The sequence below is a fragment of the Aeromonas sp. DNRA1 genome (assembly GCF_963888745.1).
Taxonomy (GTDB): domain Bacteria; phylum Pseudomonadota; class Gammaproteobacteria; order Enterobacterales; family Aeromonadaceae; genus Aeromonas; species Aeromonas hydrophila.
The window spans coordinates 72989-97903 of the sequence record NZ_CAWPKQ010000007.1 but is presented as its reverse complement, the minus strand read 5'-3'; the positions used below and the strand labels follow the sequence as shown (position 1 = coordinate 97903).

Here is a 24915-nt window from a genome sequence, read left to right as displayed (position 1 = left end):
GGGATTACCTTGATGTCGGGCGGAATATCGGCGAGAAGGCTGCAGAAAAACAAAAGGGAGCGCGAGGCTCCCCAAAGCGGTATTCAGATGCTTTTTGTTGTTTTGTGTTCATTGCGAAGCACGGGCACATCCTATGCCTGTCGCCGGCCGCGGGCAAGCCGGCGGGTGTGACCTGCTTCAAACTCCTGTTCGATTTATAGCCAGTTTATTGCCTGCCGTCGGCGACAAGCTCCATAAGAAACTCGTTTAAATCCCAAAACTGTGCCGGGGACACCATTTTAGTTTCAGCAGACATTGGTATAGTGGACTCAGGATCAGTGAGGAGAACTCCCATGAATGGAACCTATTACAAACACATACTGGCCGCGATCGACCTGTCGGAAGACAACCGCAAGGTGATCGAGAAGGCGGTCGACCGGGCCCGCTCCAACGGCGCCAAGCTGTCGGTGATCCATGTCGATGTGGACCTCAAGGATCTCTACACCGAGATGATCGATATCGACATCGACAACGTGCAGGATCAGGTGATCGCCGAAGCGAAAGAGAAGCTGGAAGCCTTCCTGGCCTCGGTGGACTACCCCATCGAGAAGAAGCTGGTGATCTGCGGTGATTTGAGCGAGCGGGTCAACCAGGCGGTCAGGGATTACCAGATCGATCTTCTGGTGTGCGGCCATCGCCAGAGCTTCTGGAGCCTGCTCACTTCGAGCGCGCGCCAGCTGATGAATACCGTGCCCTGCGATCTGCTGGTCGTCCCCTTGCAGAAGTGATCAAACAGGCGTAGTTTCATTTGCCATGAATATGACCTCATTCAATCACAACTACTGGTGGTGCTGCTCTTAAACAGGCGGCACTGCTTTTCTATGTAAAATTTTCCAAAGAAAACACCGTGACCGCCGAGAGGCGGTCATTGTTTTCATCCCTTTGTCGCCTCCCGGCTCACCCAACTGGAGAGAGTGACATGCACAACCCCGTTATCCTGACCGGCGACCGTCCCACCGGCAAACTGCACATTGGCCACTATGTCGGCTCGCTGCGCCAGCGCGTCGACGCCCAGCACCATTACCGCCAGTTCGTGATGATCGCCGACCTGCAGGCGCTGACCGACAACGGCCACAACCCGGCCAAGGTGACCGACCACGTGCTGGAGGTGATGGCCGACTACCTGGCCGCTGGCCTCGACCCGGCCAAGACCACCTTCTGTCTGCAGAGCGCCCTGCCCGCCCTCGCCGAGCTGACGACCTATTACCTCAACCTGGTCAGCGTCGCCCGGCTGGAGCGCAACCCCACCGTCAAGGCGGAGATCCAGCAGAAAGGGTTCGAGCGCAGCCTGCCTGCTGGCTTCCTGATCTACCCGGTCAGCCAGGCCGCCGACATCACCGCCTTTCGCGCCACCCATGTGCCGGTGGGCGAGGATCAGCTGCCGATGCTGGAGCAGACCAACGAGATAGTGCGCCGCTTCAACACCCTGGTTGGCAAAGAGGTGCTGACCGAGTGCCAGCCCATTCTGAGCGACACCGGCCGCCTGCCCGGCATCGACGGCAAGGCCAAGATGTCCAAGTCCCTCGGCAACACCATAGAGCTCGGCATGTCGAGCGAAGAGATCAAGCAGGCGGTGTTCGCCATGTATACCGACCCCAACCACCTCAAGGTAAGCGATCCGGGTCAGGTGGAGGGTAATACTGTGTTCGCCTATCTAGATGCCTTCCACCCCGACAAGGCACTGGTGGCCGAGATGAAGGCCCACTACCAGCGCGGCGGACTGGGGGACATGCGTTGCAAGCAGGTGCTGAACGACTGCCTGCAGACCCTGCTCGCCCCGATGCGGGAACGGCGCGAAGCGGCCATCGCCGACAAGCGCCAGCTGCTGCGCCTGTTGCAGCAGGGCACCGAGCAGGCGCGCGCCCTGACCGACGAGGTGCTGGCCGAGGTGAAGGGGGCGATGGGGCTCGACTACTTCGCCGGATTGAACTGATCCGCCCCGCGCTGTGCCGGGCTGCCGAGCGCATCCGCGCCGTAGCGCTCGAACGCCAGCCGGTGCAGCAGCCCCTTGAACCAGCCGATCGCCTCGTCATGGGCGGTGAGCGGGTGGCCCGCCATCAGATAGACGATGGGGATATCGGGGTCCAGCTGGTGCAGCCGCAGCGGGTAGTAGCGGCAGAAGTGGCGCCCGATCATCTCGGGCACCACCACCAGATACCGGCCGGTGGCCATCAGCGGCGGCACCGCCATAAAGCTCGGTAATCGAACACCCAGCTCCCGCTCCACCCCGAAGCGGGCCAGCCAGAGGTCCACCATGGCCTGACTGTGGCCCCAGCTGGAGGTATGGATGTGGGGCCGGCTGACCAGATCGTCCGGCCCCAGCACGTCAGGCAGCTCGCTGCCAAGGGGCGACAGACAGACCAGCGGGTTGTTGAACCAGGGTTCGCGCCACAGCCGGGGCGAGAGGTGGTTGGCATCGGCGAAGCCGATCACCAGATCCAGCTCCCCCTTCTCCAGCTCCCGCTCGTAGTCGCTGTCCGCCAGCTCGCACACCTCCAACCGGCAGTGCGGGGCATGCCGGTGCAGCCGCTCCACCAGCGCCGGCACCAGGCCGTGCTCCACCGAGCCCGGAGTGGCGATGCGAAAGATCCGCCGCGCACTGGCGGGGTCGAACCCCTTGGCCTGCCGCAACCCCTGCTCCAGCATGGCCAGCGCCTGGCGCACCGGGCCGGCCAGCGCCTTGGCGCGCTCGGTCGGCATCATCTCGCGCCGGCTCATCACGAACAGGGGGTCATCCAGCGCCGTTCGCAGCCGCCCCAGCGCATGGCTGACGGTGGACTGGGAGAGGTGCAGCCGCTCGGCGGCACGAGTGACGTTACGCTCCTGCATCAGCATGTCGAACACGGTGAGCAGGTTGAGGTCGAGGCGGGAAAGGGGCAGTTCCATCGATATTGGCCATGGTTGAATGACGACAATTCATTTTTGGCATAGTAGCAGATTGCATAGAATGCGCAGGCGAATTACATCGGAGATTAAAATGCGTAGCTATCTGTTGTTGCTGGCGATTGGCCTGTTGTGGGGCTCCCAGTTCATTTTCATGCATCAAGCCGTGACCGAATTGCCCCCCATCATGGTGGCAGCCGGTCGCGCCTTGTGTGGCAGCCTGACCCTGGGTCTGCTCTGCCTGTTCATGCGTCTCAAGAGCGAGCACACCCCGTGGCGTACCTATATGCTGATCGCCCTGCTCGATGCCACCCTGCCCTTCATCATGGTGGCCTGGGGTCAACAGTATGTGGATAGCGCCATCGCTGCCGTGGTAATGGGTTGTATCCCGTTTGTCACCATCCTGATGGCACCCTTGTTGGTTTCCGGTGAAAAAATCACCAAGGGCGGTCTCGTCTCCGTGGTCATCGGCTTCGTCGGCGTACTGGTGCTGTTCTGGCCGAAACTGGCCAGCGGCATGAATGCCGGCCTGCTCGGCGCCATGGCAATCCTGTTCGGGGCCAGCTGCTTCGCCATCGGCCTGCTGATGATCAAGCGCTTCGCCAAGGACCACCCGGTGGTCGTGGCACGCAACATCCTGATCTCTTCGGCCATCCAGCTGCTGCTGGCCGCACCGTTCGTCACCGATCTGAGCGCGCTCACCATGCCAAGCCAGCATGCCATCGGCGCCGTCGCGGTGCTCGGGGTGTTCTGTACCGGTCTGGTCTACTTCCTCTACATGGCGCTGATCCAGAAGGCGGGTCCGACCTTCGCCTCCTTCAGCAACTACCTGGTGCCGCTGTTCGGCGTCATGCTGGGTGCCCTGTTCCTCGGCGAGCAGATCCAGTCCACTACCGGCGTGGCACTGGCCCTGATCCTGGGCTCAGTCGCCCTCAACCAGTGGGCCCAGCAGCGCCGCGTCCAGCGGGAGGCTGCCCTATGTCAGGCATCCTGACCACGCTCTGCGGCGGTCTGGTGGTGATCGCCGGCTGGCAGTATCGCCAGCGGCTGATGGGTCTGCTCGGGCTGCTGATGGTGCTGCTGCCCTGGTTCTTCGACAGCAAGCTGCAAGCCATGCTGAGCTATGCGCTGAGTGCCTGACATCCGTCTCTGAATGTGTGACGAGAGTGTATCTCTCCTGTTTTTGGGACCGTTTTTCAAAAAAACCTCCGATTTGTCCCTTCTACCGGCGCTCTGCGCCGGTTTTTTTATGCCTGCCTTGCCCCGTCCTGCCGCCCGTCACACCCGATAGCGATAACCGAGCCGCTCATTCTTGCGCGGGCCGGTGATCTGCCAGCCGAGCAGAAAGCCGTCCCCGGTCGGCGTCAGCTCGGCGCTGTAGTGATCCTGACCGCACAGGTGGGGCTCGGCGGTGAGCCAGCGACCATCCCCCTGCGGCAGCAGCTCGAACAGTACCACCGGCTGCTCGTAGCGCAGATGGGAGAGCCGGATCCCCCGCTCGCTGCGCTGCCACCAGAAGCGGTTGTGCATGGTCAGCACCCGGCCATGGGGCGTGGTGTAGCGGCCCTGCTCGGCAAACAGCCAGCCCCCCTGATGATCGGTCACCGTCACTTCCCCCTCACCACTGCCGCACCAGTCGGTGGCGGAGCCCTCCCCGTTGCTCGCGGTAAAGGCAAATGCTCCGATCTGTGGCAACTGGCGCCATAAACGCTGGATCAAGGCTTCCATCTCGGCCATCATAGCCCCCTTCAAAATTGACAACTGACGACAAATCAACCACATGAACTACTTGATAGGGGTTACCCTGCTCTGGTCATTCTCCTTCAGCCTGATCGGGGTCTACCTCGCCGGTCAGGTGGATGCCTACTTCTCGGTACTGACTCGCATCGTGCTCGCCAGCCTGGTGTTTCTGCCCTTTCTCAGACGGCGCTGGTTGCGCCCCGACCTGGTGGCCAAGCTGATGGCCCTCGGCGCCACCCAGCTCGGCATCATGTATCTGTTCTATTACCACTCCTTCCTGCTGCTGACGGTGCCGGAAGTGCTGGTATTCACCATCTTCACCCCCATCTACGTCACCCTGATCCATGACCTGCTGGAGCGGCGCTTCAAGCCCACCTATCTGTGGGGAGCCCTGCTGGCGGTGCTGGGGGCGGCCGTCATCCGCTTCGATGGGCTGACCGAAAGCTACGTGCTGGGCTTCCTGGTGGTGCAGGGTGCCAACATTTGCTTCGCCATCGGTCAGGTCGGCTACAAGGTATTGCTGGCGCGGGAGAAGGAACAACCCCCACAGCTCGCCGTGTTCGGTTGCTTCTATCTGGGCGCCCTGCTCGTTGCCCTGCCCGCCTGGTGGCTGCTGGGTACGCCACAATACCCCACCAGTACCCTGCAGTGGGGCATTCTGTTGTGGCTGGGGATTGGCGCTTCCGGGCTTGGTTACTTCCTGTGGAACAAGGGGGCGACCCAGGTCAGCAGCGGTGTGCTGGCCATCATGAACAACGCCCTGATCCCGGCGGGTCTGCTGGTCAATCTGCTGCTGTGGGGCAAGGATACCGACCTGCTCAGGCTCACCCTGGGCGGCCTGCTGATGCTGGCCTCCCTCTGGGTATGCCAGCGTCATGGTGTAAGTGAGCGCTGACTAAAAATCAGCCAACGACGGTGTTGTGCTCCCGTCTGGCCTGACCGTGGCAGGTAGCCAACCGGGCCAGCAGGTGATCGATCTGCTCGCCGACCTGGCTCTGCACCAGGCCGATGCTGACGGTCACCGGTCGCTGCGGCAGCAGGCTGGCATCGGCGATCTCCAGCCGCAACCGTTCGGCAATCTCGAGGCCGCTCAGCCGATCGGTTTGGGAGAGCATCAGGATAAAGCCATCTTCGTCCCAGCGGGCGAAGGGGTCTTCCCGCCGCAGCTCGTGACGCACGATGCGGGCCAGCTTGGCCAGCATGGCATCGCAGGCCACCTCGCCGAACAGCTGCTGGATCTTGGCCCTGTGGTCGACGCTGAATTGCAGCAGACTGAAGCTGCCGCTCTCGCTGGCCAGCCGCTCATCGAGCAACAGCTCGAAGTGACTGCGGCTCTCCAGCCCGGTGAGGGGATCGGTGCCGTTCCGCTCTTCTACCAGCAGTGCCTGTGAGTCGAGCAGACGCACCACCCCCAGCACCTGGCCGTGAACATCGCGCCGGGCCCGCTCTTCCAGCCGGACATAGTGGCCATCGTGATGCAGGATGCGGTATTCGAGCCGGATCTGGGCCACCCGCCCGCTCTGGCAGGCGATCAGCGCCTCCTGCAGGCTCCCCACGTCGTCGGGGTGCACCCGCTCCAGCCAGCCAAGATCGTCCAGACCGGCTTCGTTCAATCCCAGCAGCCGCAGACAGGAGAGATCCCGCTGCACGCCCTGCTGCGGGCTCCAGCTCCAGAGCCCTGCCTCCAGCAAGGCGATGGCATCCGCCATCAGCGCCAGATCAAACCGGGTAATTGCCTCCCTGAGGGGAGCCTTGAGCATGTCCATCGAGCGCCTCGACACCGAATCTGAAGACCTTCTCAATAAGTAACATTGGCTCTCGCGCCGAGCAACAGGGTCAGCTCGCTTTTCCTTGATAGCCGTTCATCAGGGCCTGCCAGTTCTCCGGTACGAAGTGAAAACTGGTATGCAACTGGGACTCCTTGTTGAAGGAGCGCAGCAACCGTTCCAGGTTGGCCTGCTGCCAGTTGCCGGGAGAGCGGATGGCCCCCTTGTCGAAGTCGATCACCCACACCTTGCCCTCCTTGTCGAGCAGCAGGTTGTGGCTGTTGAGATCGGCGTGATAGACCCCGGCGTCGTGCAACCGGCGCACCGTCTGGCCCACCTTGTGCCACACCTCGCCGGCGATCGGCCCCTGCTTGAGCAGGGCGACCAGATCCTTGGCGCCACGGATGCGCTCGATCAGGATGTCAGCTCGATAGAAGGGACCCTGCTTGGCCATCCGGGCGGCAAACGGGCGCGGCACCGGCAATCCCTGGGCGCTCAACTTGGCCAGCAGCGTGTATTCAGCCATGGCCCGGCTCGATTCAACCCCTTCGAACCAGAAGCGATCCCGCACCACCTTGCCCACCATGCCACCGCGATAGTAGTGACGCAGCACCAGGTGGCGGGATTCATCCTTGACGAACCAGGTCACTCCGCGGCCGATGGAAGACCCCACCACCTGGCGATGTGTCTGCCACCAGGCCGGATCAAACAGCTCGGGAGAAGGGTCGCGAAACGCCCCTTCGGCGTACCAGCAGATCTGGTTGTGTTCGGTCTGAATTTGCATTTTTGGCGATTCCGGTCGGTCAGTTATGGCTACACAAGGCAAGGGCAGGCAACGGCAACACGGGCCTTGTCAGGGGCACCGGCTGCCAGTCGTGCGCAATTTTACAATCCACGGGGGAGTTTGCATAATGCCATCCATCCATTTTGCCACCATTGCGCCACATCATGCCGCTGTTCCAAACGCCGCCCTCCTCCATCTGCATCCTGCGGCTCTCCGCCATCGGCGACTGCTGCCACGCGCTGGCGCTGGTGCGCGTCATCCAGCGGGCCTGGCCGACGACCCGCATCACCTGGATCACCGGCAAGATTGAAGCGACGCTTTTTGCCGATCTGCCCGGGGTCGAAGTGATCGCCTTCGACAAGAGCAAGGGCTGGCGCGGCTATCGCGAGCTCTGGCAGACCCTCAGGGGACGCCAATTCGATGCCCTGCTGCACCTGCAGGCGGCCATGCGGGCCAGCATCGCCACCCTCGGCATCCGGGCCAAGGTCAAACTCGGGTTTGATCGGGAGCGGGCCAGCGACGGCCAGTGGCTGTTCACCAATCACAAGGTGCCATCCCCCGCCTCGCCCCACGTACTGGACGGCTTTCTCGCCTTCGCCAAAGAGCTCGGCATCCAGGATCTGACCCCGGACTGGCAACTGCCCATCAGCGCCGAGCACCAGGCCTGGGCGAAAGAGAAGATTGACGGCAAGCCGACCCTGCTCATCTGCGCCGCCGCCAGCAAGGCATTCAAGAACTGGACTGCCGCCGGTTATGCCGCGCTGGCGGATCACGCCGCAGACAAGGGTTTTCAGGTCTATCTGTGCGGCGGGCCGGCCAAACTGGAGCGGGATCTGGCCGCCGACATTCAACGGCTGAGCCACAGCAAGCCGGTGGATCTGGTGGGGCATACCAACCTCAAGCAGTTGCTGGCGCTGATCAAGGAGGCCAACCTGGTGCTGGCCCCCGATACCGGCCCCACCCACATGGCGACCCTGGTGGGTACGCCGGTGCTCGGCCTCTATGCCCACCACAACCCGGACCGTACCGGCCCCTATCTGTGCCGCGACTACGCGGTCAGCGTCTACCAGGAGCTGGTCGAGCAGGAGACCGGCAAGCCGCTGGCCGAGCTAGGCTGGCGCACCCGCCTCAAGGATCCGGACGCCATGAGCAAGATCACCCGCGAGCGGGTCATCGCCGCCTTCGACCGGCTCTGCGCCGATCGCCAGTTGCCTGCCGGGCAGCAACTCGGAATTTCCGAGCAGTGAAGCAGGGATAATCTGCTGGCCCACCCGCACAGTGGCAGGCAGAATGGCGGCTGATGTGGGTGACGCTCCCGCAGCAAGCTACGAATACTTTGATCGGCTGGAATATGATTCCGGCCGTTTTTTTATCCGCCACCTTCTGTTAAAATTCGCCGCCTTTACATCCCTCTTAATTCAAGAATTTTCCGCGTTTCGGATTTGGCTGTCTCCCTTTCGGGCACAAGACGGCGGCCTCTGCTACAACCAAAACACGGTCTCGCTTAAAGGTACAGACATGGCGCAACAAGGCACTCTCTATATCATCTCCTCCCCGAGCGGAGCGGGTAAATCCAGCCTGCTCAACGCCTTGCTGACCCAGCACAACAGCGCAGGCAAGATGCAGCTGTCGGTTTCCCACACCACCCGCGCCACCCGTCCCGGTGAAGAGCACGGGGTGCACTACCACTTCGTCAAGGTGGAAGAGTTCAAGGCGCTGATCGAGCGCGGCGATTTTCTGGAGTGGGCCGAGGTGTTCGGCAACTACTACGGCACCTCCCGCGCGGCCATCGAAGCCTGCCTGGCGCAGGGGATCGACGTGTTCCTCGATATCGACTGGCAGGGCGCCCGCCAGATCCGCGAACAGATGCCGACCAAGTCCATCTTCATCCTGCCGCCCAGCCGCGAAGAGCTGGAGCGCCGCCTGATCGGTCGCGGCCAGGACAGTGCCGAGGTGATCAAGGGCCGGATGGAGAAAGCCATTGCCGAAATGGTGCACTATGACGAGTATGACTATGTCATCATCAACGAAGACTTTGAGCAGGCACTGTTCCAGCTGAGAGCCGTCATCGAGTGCCAACGGCTGGAATTGCGCCAGCAGCAGCAAGCCCAACAAAACTTGCTGCAACAGCTACTGGCAGAATAGGCCAAAAACAAGTAAACTTTTGCGTCATTTTTAAACACCGCTTTTTTAAACCGAGAAAGCCCAAACACTGGAGTCCTGCATGGCACGCGTTACTGTAGAAGATGCTGTAAAACAGGTAGGTAACCGTTTTGACCTGGTGCTGGTCGCCGCCCGCCGCGCCCGCCAAATCGCGGTTCAAGGCAAAGATCCCCTGGTTGACGAAGAGAACGACAAGCCGACCGTGATCGCCCTGCGCGAGATCGAACTGGGTCTGGTGAACAACCAGGTGATGGACACCCAGGACCGTTACGAGCAGCAAGAGCAGGAAGCCGCCGAGCTGGCTGCCGTTGCTGCCATCGCCGAAGGCCGCGGTTAAGTCAGTTATTTCTTATAGTCGGCGCCCGCCCGGGTGCCGACTGTTCTCCCCCATTTACAACCGCTCGAAAACCTCGCAAACTCAGGACTATACCCTCTATATCCACGGATTGCCGTTTCACCGCTGCGGGGACTGTCTTGTATTTATTTGAAAATCTTAAAGAAATAGCCAGTTCCTACCTGCCACCCGAGCAGGTGGAGAAGCTCAGGCAAGCCTATGTGGTGGCCCGTGATGCTCACCAGGGACAGATGCGTTCCAGCGGCGAGCCCTATATCACCCACCCGGTTGCCGTTGCCCGCATTCTTGGCGACATGCGCCTCGATCATGAAACCCTGATGGCCGCCGTGCTGCACGACGTCATCGAAGATACCCCTGTCACCAAGGCCGATCTGGCCGAACTGTTTGGCGATGCCGTCGCCGAGCTGGTAGCGGGCGTCTCCAAGCTCGACAAGCTGAAGTTTCGCGATCGCAAAGAGGCCCAGGCCGAGAACTTCCGCAAGATGGTGATGGCCATGACCCAGGATATCCGGGTCATCCTGATCAAGCTGGCCGACCGCACCCACAACATGCGCACCCTGGGCTCCCTGCGACCGGACAAGCGCCGCCGCATCGCCCGGGAAACCCTCGAAATCTTCGCCCCCATCGCCAACCGCCTCGGTATTCACACCATGAAGAACGAGCTGGAAGAGCTGGGCTTCGAGGCGCTCTACCCCATGCGCTCGCGCGTGTTGCGCGAATCGGTGCGCCGCGCCCGCGGCAATCGCCGCGAAATCATCGACTCCATCCAGAGCGAGATTGAAGGCCGACTGCGGGAGGCAGGCATCGAATCCCAGGTCAGCGGCCGCGAGAAGAACCTGTTCTCCATCTACAACAAGATGGAGAAAAAAGAGCTGCAATTTCATGAGGTAATGGATATCTACGCCTTTCGTGTGAGGGTGAAGGACATAGATACCTGTTACCGGGTGCTGGGCCAGATGCACAGTCTCTACAAGCCCCGCCCCGGCCGCTTCAAGGATTACATCGCCATCCCCAAGACCAACGGCTACCAGTCGCTGCACACCTCCCTGGTGGGGCCGCACGGGGTACCGGTGGAGGTGCAGATCCGTACCGAATTCATGGATCAGATGGCCGACAAGGGTGTCGCCGCCCACTGGGCCTACAAGCAGGATGGCGACAGCTCGGGTACTACCGCCCAGATCCGCGCCCAGCGCTGGATGCAGAGCCTGCTCGAACTGCAGCAGAGCGCCGGCAGCTCCTTTGAATTCATCGAGGGGGTCAAGACCGACCTCTTCCCCGACGAGATCTACGTGTTCACCCCCGAAGGCCGCATCATGGAGCTGCCCGCCGGGGCCACCCCGGTGGACTTCGCCTACACGGTGCACACCGACATCGGCCACGCCTGCGTCGGTTCGCGGGTCGATCGCCACCCCTATCCGCTGAGCAGCCCGCTGCACTCCGGCCAGACGGTGGAGATCATCACGGCGCCGGGGGCTCGCCCCAACGCGGCCTGGCTCAACTTCGTGGTGACCACCAAGGCCCGCTCCAAGATCCGCCAGTTCCTCAAGAACCTGCGCACCGAAGAGTCGGTGGTGCTCGGTCGCCGCCTGCTCAACCATGCGCTCGGCGCCAAGAACATCGAAGACATCCCGGAACCGCGCATCAAGCAGGTGCTGGCCGACACCAAGCACGAGAACCTACAGGGCCTGCTGGCCGACGTGGGCCTTGGCAACGCCATGAGCGTGATGGTGGCGCGCCGCATGCTGGGAGATGAACTGCCGCCGGAAGAGCAGCCCAAGTCCAGCAGCAAGAAGATGCCGATCAAGGGGGCCGACGGCATGCTGGTCACCTTCGCCAACTGCTGCCGCCCGATCCCGGGGGACGCCATCATCGCCCACATCAGCCCAGGCAAGGGCCTGGTGATCCACCAGGAAGCCTGCCGCAACATCAAGGGCTACAGCAAGGAGCCGGACAAGTACCTGCCGGTGCAGTGGGAAGTGGACAAGGAGCAGGAACAGGAGTTCCGCACCGGTATCAGCATCGAGATCGTCAACCACCAGGGCGCCCTGGCGGAACTGGCCAACGTGATTGCCGCCACCGGCGCCAACATTCACGCCATCAGCACCGAAGAAAAAGATGGCCGGGTCTATCTGGTCACCCTGCTCATCACCACCAAGAGCCGGATCCACCTTGCCAACATCATGCGCAAGATCCGGGTGATGCCGAACGTGCTCAAGGTGAGCCGACAGAAAAACTGACCACAGGCGGCGCAAGCCGCCTGCTGCTTTTCAAGAGACAAGCTTGACCCACCGTCGCAGGCACACCCGTTCAACCTGGCGAGTGGACAAACCCGGCTTCGGCAGAGCTGGCATGACCGCGAAACGCGTCAAACGAATTTACGACAGGCTGGCCCGGTGCCAGCCCGATTTGATCCTGTGCATGCAAGCGATGCGTGCACACACCTCACGACATAGAAACCGATATGACTCCTGAACGCTTCAAGCGCATCACCGACATGCTGGCCCAGCGCCAGCTCGATCTGACCGTCTGCATGGAAGAGGTCCACAAGCCGCACAACCTGGCCGCCATCGTACGCACCGCCGATGCCATCGGCATCCATCGGGTGCACGCGGTCTGGCCCAAAACCTGGATCCACAAGCGCAAGGGTACCGCTCGCGGCAGCCAGAACTGGGTGGATGTGAAGCTGCACCCGGACATCGGCAGCGCGGTAGCCGAGCTGAAAGCCTCCGGCATGCAGATCCTGGCGACCCACCTCTCCGACAGCTCGGTAGATTTTCGCGCCATCGACTATACCAAGCCCACCGCCATCCTGGTGGGCCAGGAGAAGCACGGCATCGGCGAAGAGGCGCTGGCCCTGGCCAATCATCATATCGTCATCCCCATGGTGGGTATGGTGCAGTCCCTCAACGTCTCGGTGGCCGCCGCCGCCATCCTCTATGAGGCCCAGCGCCAGCGCGAACTGGCCGGCTGCTACCAGCGCGGCTGCCCGCTCGACCTGGAGGAGCAGAACAGCATACTGTTCGAGGGGGGCTACCCCATCTATGCCCAGCTCTGCAAAGAGAAAGAGATGCCCTATCCCCAGCTCGGCCCGGCCGGCGAAATCCTGGCGGACGAGCAGTGGTGGCAGCAGATGCAGCTGACGCGCAAAGGATGGGCCGCGCAACAGGAAGAAGATGAATGACAGGATCAGTGATGGAAAATCCGTTCGGTAGCTGGCTGGAATCCCAGGTCATACGGGATCATCTGACCAACCCCAATATCGAGGCCGGGGAGTACAGCTATTACTCCGGCTACTACCACGGCAAGCCGTTCGAGGATCATTGCGTACGCTACCTGCTCGGCGATGGTTCGACGCGGGAGTCCTGGGACAGTGGCCAGTGGGGTAAGGAAGTTGACCGCCTGATCATCGGCAAGTTCTGCTCCATCGCCTCCGGCGCCACCTTCATGCTGGCGGGCAACCAGGGTCACCGGCTGGACTGGGTTTCCACCTTCCCCTTCGATGCTGCCCGCTTCAGTGACGGCGTGCAGGACGGTTTTCTGCGCAAGGGAGACACCCGGATCGGCAACGACGTCTGGATCGGCTCGGAAGCGATGATCATGCCTGGCATCACCATCGGTGATGGTGCCGTCATCGCCACTCGTGCCGTGGTGACCAAGGATGTGGCCCCTTACACCATAGTCGGCGGCAACCCGGCCCAGCCTATCCGACGTCGCTTCGGCGAGGAGCAGATTGCCATGCTGCAGGAGATGCAGTGGTGGGACTGGCCGCTGCAGCACCTGCAGGCGGCTATGCCGCTACTCTGTTCGGGCGATATTCAGGCCCTTTACCGACACTGGCAGCAGGAGTGCACATCATGAACCTGTTATCGCCCGCCCTGCTGGCCCTGACCCTGTTTTCTGCCGGAGCCCTCGCCGTGAACAATCCCTATCAGCTGACGCCGGAAGCCGACGTCGCCACCCTTCATCAACAGACCCTGCCCGACTTCTGGCGCCAGCACGCCGTCGAGAGCGCCTTCAAGGGCAAGGACGGGATCACCATCCGCTATGCTGCCCTGCGCCAGGCCAAGGTCGATCGCGCCATCCTCATCGTCAACGGCCGGGTCGAAAGCTACCTCAAGTATCAGGAGCTGGCCTGGGATCTGTGGCGTCAGGGCTACAGCCTCTACCTTATCGACCATCGTGGTCAGGGGATGTCCGGCCGCATGCTGAGCGACCATGACAAGGGATATGTCGACCAGTTCGACGATTATGTCGTCGATATGAAAGAGTTTCACGACCAGATAATCATGGAGGACAAGCCCGCCAAGCTGTTCCTGCTGGCTCACTCCATGGGGGGGGCCATCTCGGCCCGCTATCTCGAGCGATGGCCCGATGATATCGAGGCGGCCGTGCTCTCCTCCCCCATGATGGGCATCAACCTCAGCGGCCTGCCCAAGTGGCTGGCCAAAGGGCTGGCGGCTACCATCGGCACGGTCGGCGGCTGGCTGGGCGAGCCTCCCTACGGCCCGGGTCAGGGCCCGTACGAGAGCCACGACTTTGCCGACAACGGTCTGAGCCATAGCGAAGCCCGCTATCAGGCCTTCCGCGAACTCTATGAGCAGCGCCCGCAGATCAAGCTGGGAGGCGCTACCGCCCACTGGATCTATCAGGGACTGACAGGGGCGGACGCCGCCGTGGCCGAGGCTGGCGCCATCAAGACGCCGCTGCTGGTACTGCAGGCCGGTGACGACGGCGTGGTGGACAACGCCGCGCAGGATGCCTTCTGTGCGCTCGCTCGCTGCGAGGGAGGCAAGCCGCTGCGCATAGAAGGGGCCTGGCACGAGCTGTTCATGGAGGCCGATCCCCAGCGCCAGGCCGCGCTCAACGCGACTCTGGCCTTCTTCGCACGCTACTAGCGGCTGGTTATTTTTTGTATCCCTAAATAAATGGGGTAGCGGGAGCGGTTGCTGTACACTGCTCCCGCTTTCATTCGTAACCCCGAGGTGATGATGTATAAGGTCGTTGTATCCGATCTCGATGGCACCCTGCTCAACGGGCAGCACCAGATCTCCCCCCGCACCCGCGATACCCTGCACCGTCTGGTGGATCAGGGGATCAAGTTCGTGGTGGCCACCGGCCGTCACCATGTGGATGTGCGCAGCATCCGCGACACGCTCGGACTCGACATCTATCTCATCACCTCCAATGGCGCCGTGGTGCACGACAAGCAGGATCAGCTGATCTTCAACCAGGCCCTGCCGGACAGCGTGGCGGCCGAGCTGATCGCGCTGGAGCGCGACCCCTCCATCCACATCAACCTCTACTACGGCGACGAGTGGCTGGTAGAAGAAGAGATGCCCTGGCTACTGCAGTTCCATCATGAATCCGGCTTCAGCTATCGCCTGACCGATCTCGCCAGCCATCCGCTGGACAAGGTCAACAAGGTGTTTTACATCGGCGAGCACGAGAAGCTGCTGCAGATCGAGGCAGAGCTGAACCAGCGTTATGGTGATCGGCTCAACGTCACCTTCTCCCTGCCGGACTGCCTCGAGGTGATGCACGCCGGGGTGCACAAGGGCAATGCCGTGCGCGCCGTGCTGGAGCAGCACGGGCTTGATATGTCCCAGGCGGTGGCCTTTGGCGACGGCATGAACGACTTCGAGATGCTGAGCATGGTCGGCCGCGGCGTGGTGATGGGCAATGCCCACGACCGGCTCAAGCTGGCGCTGGCCGACCACGAGCAGACCCTGAGCTCCGACGAGGATGGCGTTGCCGTCTATCTGGAGCAGTTGTTCGCCCTGCAGGGCGTCAACGTCGCCTGAGACAAGGCGCCATGAGCAGCTCTGCTGCTCATGGCGCACTACCCCCTTCAGCGGCTGAAGCGATGGCCGCAGACCCCGCAGCAATACTGGCGGGACAGGCGTCGATCCAGGGTGCGCCCCAGCCACCAGCCCAACCCTCCCCCTATCAATCCACCCAGCACGGCACCACCCAACGCTCCCGCCAGGGCACCGACAACAGTGCCGACACCGCCCAGCGCCGAGCTCGTTGCGGCCCCCATCCTGGCGAGCGTGGCAGCGCAGGCATAGCCGCCCGCAGCCCCCAGGCCCAACGCGCAGGCTCGCTTCACCCGTTCATCCTCGATCCGTGCTACCCCTTCACTCATGCAATGCGGGCATCTCATGGTGTGCTCCTATGCGGATAACCGTCTGAACGACTCGACCGGCAGCCGGGCTCAGGTGGCCGGCTTGAACCGCTCCTTGTCGAGCTGGTGCTTCTTCATGCGCAGATAGAGCTTCTTGCGCGGAATGCCGAGGTACTGGGCGGCATCGGTCACCCGGCCGGAAAAGAGGAACAGGGTATCCTCGATCACCCGCCGCTCGAACTCCTCCACCAGATCGTCCAGCGGCTCCTTGCCACTGGCCAGGGGGATGACCTGCTCCGCGCCGGCCAGCTTGACGATGCCCACCGCATAGAGCTCGGCCACGTTGCGCAGTTCACGCAGGTTGCCGGGCCACTGATGCCGCTTGAGCGTCTCCAGATAGGCGCGGTCCACCGCCGGCACCGGCCGGCCGATGCGCTTGCAGCCCTGTCGCAGAAAAGCCCGGAACAGGGGGATGATGTCACAGCTGCGCTCCACCAGCCGGGGCAGCTTGAGCCGCACCTGGGAGAGGAAATAGTAGAGCTCCGGCATCAGTTGCTGGCTCTCCACCAACGCCTCCGGCGACTCGTCAAACAACCCTATGGTACGCAGCGACTTGCTCCCCTTGCGCTCCTGATCCAGCAGGTGGTTGCCGAGCCAGCGCTGACAGTCGGCACTCAGGCGGGCCGGGGATTGCAGCACCAGGGTACCCTGCCCCGCCTGTGCCAGGCTGGCCTGCACTTCCGCCAGGCTGGGGGCCGAGACGCAGTCGTGCAGCTGGAAGACTTGCTCCCGACGGGCGCTGATCCTGTGCAGCAGCCGGGCCAGGGTGTGACGCCCCGAGCCGGCAGGCCCTTCCAGCAGCAGGTCCTTGTCGGTCTGTGCCAGCTGGTTGAGCTGGCTGCGAAGCGTCACTATCTGTGGACTGGTGCCGATCAGCTCGTCATCCACCGTCGCCTGGATCTCGCTGCGGCGCGCCAGCACGGCGCTGCGCTGTCGGCAGGCCCGCTCCAGCAGGCCCAACAGATCTTGCGGATTGAGCGGTTTCTCCAGAAAGTCGAACGCCCCCTGCTTGACCGCCCGCACCGCCAACGGAATGTCCCCGTGACCGGTGATCATGATGACCGGGATCTCGGCATCCAGCGCCTGCACGCTGGCCAGCAGGTCCATGCCGTTCATGGCCGGCATGTAGATGTCAGAGACCAGCACCCCTGGCCACTGATCGGCCAGCAGCGCCAGCGCCTCGTGGGGCGAAGTCGTCGCCCTGGGGTGGTAGCCGGAGAGGCGTAGCAGGTGGCAATAGGATTCCAGCACGTCCTCGTCATCGTCCACCAGCAGCACGTTGGCAGGACGGTTAGCGGGCAACAACATCGATGGCGTTCTCCTCGTTCTGATGGGCGACCGACCCTGCAGGGTCGGCCAACGCAAATTCCATGATCACCATGGCGCCGCCGGTCAGCGCCGATCCCAGCATGATTTCGCCGCCACAGCGGGCCAGCAAGGAGCGACAGATGGTCAGCCCCAGCCCCAGTCCAACCTCCTTGGAGGTGGTGAAGGGGGTGAACAACCTGGGCAGGATGGCCTCGCTGAAGCCGGCACCGCTGTCGACCACCGCCAACCGCAACCGGACCTCGTTTTGTTCCAGCAACTGCAGCCTGATCTCGCGCCGCGCCAGCCCGGCCACCGCATCCAGCCCGTTCACCAGCAAGTTCACCAGTACCTGTTCCAGCAACACGGGGTCGGTCTCGAGCCAGAGCCCGTCCGGCAGTTCGTTGCAGAGGATGCAGCCATCGCGCTTCGCACGCGTCTCCAGCAGCAGCATGGCCTGCTCAGCCAGCCCCCCCAGTTCGAGCCGGACCCTTACCTCCTCGGCCGGCGACTTGCGGGCAAAGTGGCGCAGGGCATTGATGATCCGGCTCATGCGCCGCCCCAGCTTGTCGAGCTTGCCCAGATCCTGGTCCAGTGCCTGCAACTGACCGGCGGCGAGCGCCGTCCGGCTGGTGTAGAGGTAGGTCATCATCGCCGACAGCGGCTGGTTCAGCTCGTGGGCCAGGCTGGTCATCGCCTGCCCCACCACCGCCATCTTGGCCGCCTGGATCAGCTCATCCTGGGTCTGCAGCAGGGTGCGCTCCGCCTGCTGGCGCTGCACCACCTCCTCCGCCAGCAGCCGGTTGTTCTCGGTCAGCTCACGGGTACGCTCCGCCACCCGCAGGCTGAGCTCCCTGGCCGTCAGTTCCTGGCGGGTGACATCCGTGATGGTGATGATGAACCTGTACCCGCGCCCCTGCTCGAAGCGACGCAGGTTGAGGTGCAAAAAGCGGGGCGCCTCACCCAGCCCACAAGCCAGGGTGCACTCGCAGTGGCCGAACCGGTGCAGCGGCTGGCCGGCCCTGAACTGATCGGCCAGCACCGCCCCCGCCTCTGGTGGAAAGGCCTGCCACAACGGCTGACCCGGTTCGACACCGGTCTGCTGGAACAGGGTGAGCGCGCTCGGGTTGACCGACTCGATGGTGCCATCCGGATGGCAGGTGATGAGGCAGGCCTGGGTGTTGTTGATGAGGTTGAGGGCATTGGCCCGCTCCATCTGCTGCAACTGCAGGCTGAAGTGGCGCAGGCTGTCGCCCAGCCGGCCGATCTCGTCCCGGCCGCAGGTACTGACCGGCACGTCCAGCCGGCCTGACGCCACCCTGTCCAGCTCCTGTCCCAGCAAGTCGAGCCGTTTGATCAGCCGGCGGCCGATCAACACCACCAGCACGAAGATGCTGAGCAACAGGGTGAGCGCCAGCACCACCAGGATCACCAGCTTGCCGGTCGCCACCAGCTGGCTGCTGTCTTCCCCCAGTGCACTGAGGGAACGGTTGGCGTCACTCACCATCAGGCTGACCCGTTGGTGATAACGCGAAACTGCGTCGTCCAGTCGCGGCCGCAGGGCCGTCAGCTGCTGGTGGGTCAGCACATCCGCCAGCAGCAGCCGGTGCAGCGGGCCGTCCGGCTTCACCAGGGTGATGATGTCCTGCAGGATCTGGCGATAACTCACGGTCGAGGGGTACTCCGCCAGCCGCGAGGTCAGCGCGTCTATCTCGTCAATCTTGTAGCCGATGAACAGGAAGGCGCTCTCCAGATCCTGCTGATAGCGCTGGGCGATCACCTCGCCGACCAGCGACTGCAGCTCGTTCTCCTTGAAGGTGAGATCCTGCAGGGCGGAGAACTCCTTGATGACGTTGCCAAATTCGCTCATGTCATCCGGGCTGGCCACCATGCTGGTCAGGTGCCACTCCACCTCCTGCAGCAGAGGGGCGGCATCGTCCACCAGATCCTGGTGCAGCCAGTTGCTGCGCTTCTGCAACTGCTGCAGGGTTTCGGCGTGCTCGATCTGCTGCTTGAGGTAACGCCCATGATCCGCCACCAGCGCGCTCAACTCCTCGAACGCCTGGCGCTGCGAGGGGGTCTGATCCCCCGGGGTACCCAGCAGGTAGGCGCGCTGGATATCCCGCAAGGTGGTGGACACAGCGTTGGAGAGGCGCTGGTACTGCACCGGGTCCCGGGTATCGCGCAGTTGGGCCAGCAACAACAACAGACGGGAGCTGGCTCGCTCCAGCTGGTAGGCGCTGTCGATGGCGGGCAGGCTCTCTTCCACAATGAGGTGGATCTGCCGGCCCAGCCGATCCCACATCACATATGCGGCCATGCCCATGGCACCGGTCAGGGCCGTGATGGTCACGAAGGCGAGGATGAGCCGCCGTCCCAGGCTGCGCGGCATGGCCAGCATGCGCCCCAGCCGGCTCATGGTCTGGCTGCCTGTTCGACCAGGCGCTGCGCCTCATGCAAGCGAGCCTCGGTCGCCTGGCGCCACTGATGCATCACCCGCTCCGCCTGTGGATTGCCCTGCTCCCGGTCATAGAGGCCGTCAAACAGCGCCAGCAACGCCGGATCCTGCGCCTCCTGCTCGCTCAGCGGCGGTGTGCTCGCCTTGGCAACGGCCTGCTCCAGCAGCGCGACCCGCCAGGGCTCGCCATGGGTATTCAGACCGTTGATCCCCTGCCAGGTCATCTTCAGCCTGGGTAGCTGCTGGGTGATGGTCTGCTCGAACAGGGCCTTGAGCAGACCGGCCCGCCGATAGAGCAGCGCCTTGTCGGTGACGTAGCGGGTCTGCCGGGCCAGCCGGGGTTGGCTCAAGGTGGCCTTGGCCATACCGGGGGTAGCAATGATCGCTTGGCCGCGATCGGAGAGCAGGAACTGGATGAACAGAGCCGCGCTGGCCGGCTGGGTGCTGTGGCGCGCCACCCCCAGATAGGTCGGCAGGATCACCGAGTCGGGCATGATGTTGAAGCCGACGTGATCGAAGCGGGCCTGACTGTTGAGGGCGTAGCTGTCGATCACCAGGCCAGCCCCCGCCAGACCCCGGCTGATGCCGTCGCTCACCCCGAAGCTGCGCGCCGTGATGGCCGACAGGTTGCCGCCCAGCCGCATCAGCAGGGCCCAACCCTGCTGCCAGCCATATTGCTGCAGCACGCTCTCCACCATCATATGGGTCGTGCCTGATTGGGAGGGCGAGCTCATCATCACGTGCCCCATGAAGAGCGGGGACGCCAGCTGCTGCCAGGTGGTGGGCAGCGGCAGCTGATATTTGGCCAGATAATGGCGGTTATACATGATCCCGCTGCTGGAATAACCGACCACGGCCACTTTATTGCCCAGCCCGAGAGTATGAGGAGCAAGCCATTTTGGCGGCATAGTTTCATTTGGCAAAGCCGCCAGCAAACCAGCTTTGTCCAGCGTGTTAAAGAAAGTCGGCGATGACGACATGATAATATCGACTTTCGGTGCACCGGCTTCCGTTAATAAGCGCAGGGAAGGAATGGTACGCCGATAAATAACCTCGACCCGGATCCCGGGATATTGTTCGGAAAAGCCCTCGATCACCGCCTTCACCGGCACCTCCGAAAACGAGGTAAGCACCGTCAGCGAGGCAGCCTGAAGGGTGCTGAATGGCAACAAAATACAGCCCATGAGCAGGGCCAGCCGGCGGAAAAAAAGGTGCATGACTATCGGTCGACTCGCGCTTTAATTCAGGATTATGTGCAGTACATCTAATATTTGGTACATGCCGTTATTTTTATTTCCACGAGGATGAGCCAGTTCTGACTCATTATGCCTCGGCATGCCGCTATTGTTATTCATCGAATATCAATAGGACAGTTCAAATATGTCATTTTTGACTCATGGTTTTCCCATGATTGAGTCAGAGTTGACCCATATCCGGCTTTTTGCCGGCTGAATTTCTCCCTTCATATGATGGCAACCGTTATCAGAGCGCCCTCTGAAACCAAGCTGCCAAATATAAACGGAGAACCCCATGTTCAACTTTTTCAAGACGCGAGCCGACCTGCCGGTCATGGATGCCTCGCCCGATAAAATCCGCTCCATTTACCGCAAGTACCAGTGGCAGGTCTTCCTGGGTCTGGTACTCGGTTACGCCATGTTCTATGTCGTGCGCATGAGCCTCAACGTGGTCAAGAAGCCCATGCTGGACTCCGGCGTGGTGACCCTGGAAGAGCTGGGGGTCATCGGCTCCGCCTTCCTGTTCACCTACGCCGTCGGCAAGTTCTCCAACGGCTTCCTCTCCGACTACGCCAACATCGGCCGCTTCATGTCGGTCTCGCTGGGGCTCTCGTCCATCTGCACCATCCTGATGGGCATGAACACCGCCACCTTCTTTCTGGTGCTGATGTGGGGCCTGAACGGCTGGTTCCAGTCCGTCGGATCCGCCCCCTCCTGCGTCTCCATCTTCCAGTGGTTCTCGCCCAAGCAGCGGGGCTCGGTCTACTCCATCTGGGGCGGCTCGCGCAACATAGGGGAAGGCATCTCCTGGATCCTGACCGCCACCATCGTCAGCTACTTCGGCTGGAAGGCCGGTTTCATCGGCGCCGGCATCGCCTCGCTGATCGCCGCCCTGTGCATGTATCTGGTGCTGAAAGATCGCCCGCAAACCTACGCCCTGCCAGAGCCGGCCGTCGCCTTTGGTGAAGCACCCGAGATTGCCAAGAAGGTGGACCCGGCCGAAATCCGCCGCGCCCAGCTGTTCGTGCTCAAGCAGCCCGCCGTCTGGCTCATCGCCGCCGCCTGCGCCTGCATGTACATGTCCCGCTACGCCATGAGCTCCTGGGCTGTGCTCTACCTGCAGGAGCAAAAAGGCTACAGCCTGATCGATGCCGGTTTCGCCATGTCGGCCTATCCCATCGCCGGCTTCCTCGGCGCCATTCTGGCCGGGATCATCTCCGACAAGCTGTTCAACGCCAACCGCCACATCCCGACCCTGCTCTACGGCTTGGCCAACGTGGCCGGCATGTGCCTGATGTTCTGGGGCCCGCAGAGCCGCATGATGGATGCCGTCGCCCTCGCCCTGATCGGTTATGCCATCGGCGGGCTGGTGGTCTTCCTGGCCGGTCTGACCGCCTGCGACCTGATGCCCAAGACCGCAGTGGGCGCCGTGAAGGGCTTCATCGGCCTCTGCTCCTACATCGCCGCCTCCATCCAGGAGCTGGTCTCCGCCGCCCTGATCAAGACCAGCGAGATCGACGGCGTCACCCACTACGACTTCAGCAGCGCCCAGTACTTCTGGCTCGGTGCCTCCGTGCTCTCCATGCTGCTCGCCATGACGGTATGGAATGCCAAGAAAGTCGTCAACCACTGATCCCCGTTCAGCACAAGGGTGGCCCGTCGGCCACCCTTGTGCATTTTCCTCGCAACAGGAGCATCCCATGCGCAAGACCAAAATCATCGCCACCCTGGGCCCCGCCAGCTCATCCACCACCATGGTGGAGCAGTTGATCCAGGCGGGAGCCAATGTATTCAGGCTTAACTTCTCCCACGGCAGTCCGGAGCAACACCTGGCCCTGGCGGCCAAAATCCGGACCTGCGCCGCCCGCCTCGACCGCGAGATAGGTATCCTCGCCGACCTGCAGGGCCCCAAGATCCGCATCGCCAGCTTTGCCGACGGCAGCATCCGGCTGCAACCGGGCGACCCCTTCATCATTGATGCCGGCCTGGGCAGCCACCTGGGCGATCAATCTCGGGTCGGTACCGACTATCCGGCGCTGGCTGGCGAACTGCAGACGGGCAACGTCGTACTGCTGGATGACGGCCGCATCCAGCTCTGCGTGGAACAGGTGATCGACGAGCGTATCGAGACCCGGGTACTGGTTGGCGGTACCCTGTCCAGCCGCAAGGGCATCAACGTGCTGGGCGGCGGTCTGAGCGCTCCGGCCCTGACCGACAAGGACAAGGCCGACATCCTGACGGCCCGCCTGCTCGAGGCCGACTATATCGCCGTCTCGTTTCCGCGCAGCGCCGCCGATCTCGAAGAGGCCAGAACCCTCATTCGTGCCAGCGGCAGCAGGGCGGCCATCGTGGCCAAGGTGGAACGGGCGGAGGTGGTGGCGTCAGTGGCCGCCATGGATGAGCTGATTCACGCCGCCGACCTCATCATGGTGGCACGTGGGGATCTGGGGGTCGAGATTGGCGATGCCAAGCTGCCCGGCGTGCAGAAAAGGCTGATCCGGCGCTGCCGGGCACTCGGTCGCCCGGTCATCACCGCTACCCAGATGATGGAATCCATGATTGCCAGCCCCATGCCCACCCGGGCCGAGGTCATGGATGTGGCCAACGCCGTCATGGATGGCAGCGATGCGGTGATGCTGTCGGCCGAGTCGGCAACCGGCCACTATCCGGTGGAAGCGGTCGCCGCCATGGCCCGCATCGCGCTGGCCGCCGAGCAGGAGATGGAACCGGCAGGGCATGGCCTCGCGGCCAGCCACGGGGAGCTGGCCAGGTTGGCCTGACACCCTACCAGATGAGGCTTTTCAGGTGCAGCTTGTCGAGCATGCTGCCCTTGTCCTGCCATTCGAAGCTCTGGTTGGCCCCACCGAAACAGTCGGCCAGCCGCAGCGGAGTGCCCGGCTTATGACGACGGCCGGCCACGTCCAGACAACGGTCAGCCTTGCTGTTGAACAGCCGATCTTCCTGCCACTGCCATTGCCGGCTCTCATCCTGGCACTCGGCCATGGTCAGTTCGCTCACCCCTTTGGCCACCAGGCAACGCTGGTCAAGCTGCAAGGCACCGGCATCCCAGCTAAATTGCTGGCGAACAGTCTGGTCACAAGGCTGGGTGATCAGCTGATTGTGGTCATTGAGGGCCACGCAGAATCCGGCATCGGTTACCAGCGCAGAGGTGGCGGTACTCTGCATGGGGGCAGCCCCCATCAGGATCTCATCGGGTTTGGGTTTGTATGAGCAGCCGCTGAGGGCCACGACAACCAGCGCCAGTGTGCTGACGCGAAAAGAATTTGGGTGCATATGACATGTTGGCCTGAATTGTGTTCAATAACGCCCACTTGCCGTGGGTCTGCGTCCCAGCATACCCGAAGCGACAGCGAGAAAGTGCCAACAGAAATGTAAACAGACGTGACAGAAACCTGCGGCAACAGGCTGGCAGACGACAGAAAGCAAAAAACCCCGCCTGAGCGGGGTTTTTCAGAATGTGGTCGGTGATAAAGGATTCGAACCTTTGACCCTCTGGTCCCAAACCAGATGCGCTACCGGGCTGCGCTAATCACCGAGGCTTTAAAAAAGCTTTCTTTTCAAAACACAAAGACGACCATAAACGGTCATCCTCGTCATACAGCAAGTATGGTGCGAAGAGAGGGACTCGAACCCTCACACCCGGGGGGCACTAACACCTGAAGCTAGCGCGTCTACCAATTCCGCCACCTTCGCATACCTGACAAGCTGTAAAATGGGGTGGCTGATGGGGCTCGAACCCACGACAACCGGAATCACAATCCGGGACTCTACCAACTGAGCTACAGCCACCACAGCTGTTTTCGTTCTTCAACTCGCCCGCTTAACCGGCGCACTTTTGATGGTGCGCCCGACAGGATTCGAACCTGTGACCTCTGCCTCCGGAGGGCAGCGCTCTATCCAGCTGAGCTACGGGCGCTACGCTGTCGAACGGGGCGCAATATTAATGATGGGGACCCACCTTGTCTACTATTTTTTTATCCCA

At 62.4% G+C, this 24915-nt stretch carries 24 protein-coding genes and 4 tRNA genes; 15 read left to right on the top strand and 13 right to left on the bottom strand.

Features of this window, described 5'->3' with window-relative positions; genetic code table 11:
- Positions 1 to 332 precede the first annotated feature (332 nt).
- Complete coding sequence (locus AACQ43_RS19720) at positions 333 to 767, top strand: universal stress protein (protein ID WP_010635648.1); 435 nt, start codon at positions 333 to 335, stop codon at positions 765 to 767.
- A 191-nt stretch (positions 768 to 958) separates the two neighbouring features.
- A complete protein-coding gene (gene trpS / locus AACQ43_RS19715; RefSeq protein ID WP_168968421.1) occupies positions 959 to 1972 on the top strand; it encodes a tryptophan--tRNA ligase in 1014 nt (337 codons plus the stop codon).
- Here trpS and AACQ43_RS19710 read toward each other — a convergent pair.
- A complete protein-coding gene (locus tag AACQ43_RS19710; protein ID WP_011704088.1) occupies positions 1951 to 2925 on the bottom strand; it encodes a LysR family transcriptional regulator in 975 nt (324 codons plus the stop codon). The genes trpS and AACQ43_RS19710 overlap by 22 nt on opposite strands.
- Positions 2926 to 3016: 91 nt before the next feature.
- On the opposite strand from AACQ43_RS19710, the gene AACQ43_RS19705 reads away from it, so the two are divergent.
- Both AACQ43_RS19705 and AACQ43_RS19700 read left to right on the top strand, forming a co-directional pair.
- The gene (locus AACQ43_RS19705; RefSeq protein ID WP_016348905.1) at positions 3017 to 3916 is read left to right on the top strand and encodes a DMT family transporter; all 900 of its coding nucleotides are present in this window, start codon (positions 3017 to 3019) and stop codon (positions 3914 to 3916) included.
- Positions 3901 to 4062 (top strand): hypothetical protein, encoded by a 162-nt coding sequence (locus AACQ43_RS19700; protein ID WP_016348904.1) that lies wholly within the window; start codon positions 3901 to 3903, stop codon positions 4060 to 4062. Before AACQ43_RS19705 ends, AACQ43_RS19700 begins: the two co-directional genes overlap by 16 nt.
- A 138-nt stretch (positions 4063 to 4200) precedes the next feature.
- Here AACQ43_RS19700 and AACQ43_RS19695 read toward each other — a convergent pair whose 3' ends face one another.
- Complete coding sequence (locus AACQ43_RS19695) at positions 4201 to 4659, bottom strand: DUF6314 family protein (protein WP_168968419.1); 459 nt, start codon at positions 4657 to 4659, stop codon at positions 4201 to 4203.
- Positions 4660 to 4702: 43 nt separating this feature from the next.
- Here AACQ43_RS19695 and AACQ43_RS19690 point away from each other — a divergent pair, with 43 nt between their 5' ends.
- A complete protein-coding gene (locus tag AACQ43_RS19690) occupies positions 4703 to 5557 on the top strand; it encodes a carboxylate/amino acid/amine transporter (RefSeq protein ID WP_168968417.1) in 855 nt (284 codons plus the stop codon).
- 7 nt (positions 5558 to 5564) lie between these two features.
- Here AACQ43_RS19690 and AACQ43_RS19685 read toward each other — a convergent pair whose 3' ends face one another.
- Together AACQ43_RS19685 and AACQ43_RS19680 are read right to left on the bottom strand one after the other, a co-directional pair.
- Positions 5565 to 6428 carry a GGDEF domain-containing protein gene (locus AACQ43_RS19685; protein WP_168968415.1) on the bottom strand — a complete coding sequence of 288 codons (864 nt, stop codon included), beginning with the start codon at positions 6426 to 6428 and terminating at the stop codon, positions 5565 to 5567.
- 70 nt (positions 6429 to 6498) lie between these two features.
- Complete coding sequence (locus AACQ43_RS19680; protein ID WP_011704082.1) at positions 6499 to 7212, bottom strand: 3-deoxy-D-manno-octulosonic acid kinase; 714 nt, start codon at positions 7210 to 7212, stop codon at positions 6499 to 6501.
- Between the two features lie 164 nt (positions 7213 to 7376).
- On the opposite strand from AACQ43_RS19680, the gene AACQ43_RS19675 reads away from it, so the two are divergent.
- The 8 genes from AACQ43_RS19675 to AACQ43_RS19640 all read left to right on the top strand — a co-directional run bounded on the left by AACQ43_RS19675 (position 7377) and on the right by AACQ43_RS19640 (position 15531).
- Complete coding sequence (locus AACQ43_RS19675; protein ID WP_043146175.1) at positions 7377 to 8459, top strand: glycosyltransferase family 9 protein; 1083 nt, start codon at positions 7377 to 7379, stop codon at positions 8457 to 8459.
- Positions 8460 to 8730: 271 nt separating this feature from the next.
- The gene (gene gmk, locus AACQ43_RS19670) at positions 8731 to 9357 is read left to right on the top strand and encodes a guanylate kinase (RefSeq protein ID WP_016348898.1); all 627 of its coding nucleotides are present in this window, start codon (positions 8731 to 8733) and stop codon (positions 9355 to 9357) included.
- A 79-nt stretch (positions 9358 to 9436) separates the two neighbouring features.
- Positions 9437 to 9712: a DNA-directed RNA polymerase subunit omega gene (rpoZ, locus tag AACQ43_RS19665; RefSeq protein ID WP_005307060.1), complete on the top strand. Its 276-nt coding sequence runs from the start codon at positions 9437 to 9439 to the stop codon at positions 9710 to 9712.
- 137 nt (positions 9713 to 9849) lie between these two features.
- Positions 9850 to 11967 carry a bifunctional GTP diphosphokinase/guanosine-3',5'-bis pyrophosphate 3'-pyrophosphohydrolase gene (spoT, locus tag AACQ43_RS19660; protein ID WP_011704079.1) on the top strand — a complete coding sequence of 706 codons (2118 nt, stop codon included), beginning with the start codon at positions 9850 to 9852 and terminating at the stop codon, positions 11965 to 11967.
- A gap of 224 nt (positions 11968 to 12191) precedes the next feature.
- Positions 12192 to 12911, top strand: coding sequence for a tRNA (guanosine(18)-2'-O)-methyltransferase TrmH (trmH, locus tag AACQ43_RS19655; protein ID WP_168968413.1), 720 nt, complete (start codon positions 12192 to 12194; stop codon positions 12909 to 12911).
- A gap of 11 nt (positions 12912 to 12922) precedes the next feature.
- Positions 12923 to 13588, top strand: a complete 666-nt coding sequence (locus tag AACQ43_RS19650; protein WP_041216153.1) for a CatB-related O-acetyltransferase — start codon at positions 12923 to 12925, stop codon at positions 13586 to 13588.
- Complete coding sequence (locus tag AACQ43_RS19645) at positions 13585 to 14625, top strand: alpha/beta fold hydrolase (protein ID WP_168968411.1); 1041 nt, start codon at positions 13585 to 13587, stop codon at positions 14623 to 14625. Before AACQ43_RS19650 ends, AACQ43_RS19645 begins: the two co-directional genes overlap by 4 nt.
- A gap of 93 nt (positions 14626 to 14718) precedes the next feature.
- Positions 14719 to 15531: a Cof-type HAD-IIB family hydrolase gene (locus tag AACQ43_RS19640; RefSeq protein ID WP_168968409.1), complete on the top strand. Its 813-nt coding sequence runs from the start codon at positions 14719 to 14721 to the stop codon at positions 15529 to 15531.
- A gap of 47 nt (positions 15532 to 15578) precedes the next feature.
- Here the strand turns inward: AACQ43_RS19640 and AACQ43_RS19635 are convergent, their stop codons facing one another.
- From AACQ43_RS19635 to AACQ43_RS19620, 4 genes are read right to left on the bottom strand one after another with little or no spacing between them, the layout of a single operon-like run.
- Positions 15579 to 15893, bottom strand: a complete 315-nt coding sequence (locus AACQ43_RS19635; RefSeq protein ID WP_076362525.1) for a hypothetical protein — start codon at positions 15891 to 15893, stop codon at positions 15579 to 15581.
- Positions 15894 to 15944: 51 nt separating this feature from the next.
- Positions 15945 to 17222 (bottom strand): sigma-54-dependent transcriptional regulator, encoded by a 1278-nt coding sequence (locus AACQ43_RS19630; protein WP_076362526.1) that lies wholly within the window; start codon positions 17220 to 17222, stop codon positions 15945 to 15947.
- Positions 17206 to 19638 carry an ATP-binding protein gene (locus tag AACQ43_RS19625; protein ID WP_168968407.1) on the bottom strand — a complete coding sequence of 811 codons (2433 nt, stop codon included), beginning with the start codon at positions 19636 to 19638 and terminating at the stop codon, positions 17206 to 17208. Before AACQ43_RS19625 ends, AACQ43_RS19630 begins: the two co-directional genes overlap by 17 nt.
- Complete coding sequence (locus AACQ43_RS19620) at positions 19635 to 20861, bottom strand: ABC transporter substrate-binding protein (RefSeq protein WP_223951529.1); 1227 nt, start codon at positions 20859 to 20861, stop codon at positions 19635 to 19637. Before AACQ43_RS19620 ends, AACQ43_RS19625 begins: the two co-directional genes overlap by 4 nt.
- Before the next feature lie 346 nt (positions 20862 to 21207).
- Between AACQ43_RS19620 and AACQ43_RS19615 the strand changes: the two genes are divergently transcribed.
- Together AACQ43_RS19615 and pyk are read left to right on the top strand one after the other, a co-directional pair.
- A complete protein-coding gene (locus tag AACQ43_RS19615; RefSeq protein WP_076362528.1) occupies positions 21208 to 22545 on the top strand; it encodes an MFS transporter in 1338 nt (445 codons plus the stop codon).
- A gap of 67 nt (positions 22546 to 22612) precedes the next feature.
- Entirely contained in the window at positions 22613 to 23692 is a 1080-nt protein-coding gene (gene pyk, locus AACQ43_RS19610) for a pyruvate kinase (protein ID WP_168968403.1), read from the top strand.
- Between the two features lie 4 nt (positions 23693 to 23696).
- Here pyk and AACQ43_RS19605 read toward each other — a convergent pair whose 3' ends face one another.
- From AACQ43_RS19605 to AACQ43_RS19585, 5 genes are all read right to left on the bottom strand, one after another.
- A complete protein-coding gene (locus tag AACQ43_RS19605; protein WP_168968401.1) occupies positions 23697 to 24206 on the bottom strand; it encodes an RICIN domain-containing protein in 510 nt (169 codons plus the stop codon).
- A 185-nt stretch (positions 24207 to 24391) separates the two neighbouring features.
- A tRNA-Pro gene (locus AACQ43_RS19600) sits at positions 24392 to 24468 on the bottom strand.
- Between the two features lie 72 nt (positions 24469 to 24540).
- Positions 24541 to 24626 (bottom strand) — tRNA-Leu (locus tag AACQ43_RS19595).
- A 20-nt stretch (positions 24627 to 24646) separates the two neighbouring features.
- Positions 24647 to 24722: transfer RNA gene (locus AACQ43_RS19590), tRNA-His, on the bottom strand.
- 50 nt (positions 24723 to 24772) lie between these two features.
- Positions 24773 to 24849: transfer RNA gene (locus AACQ43_RS19585), tRNA-Arg, on the bottom strand.
- Between the last annotated feature and the right edge of the window lie 66 nt (positions 24850 to 24915).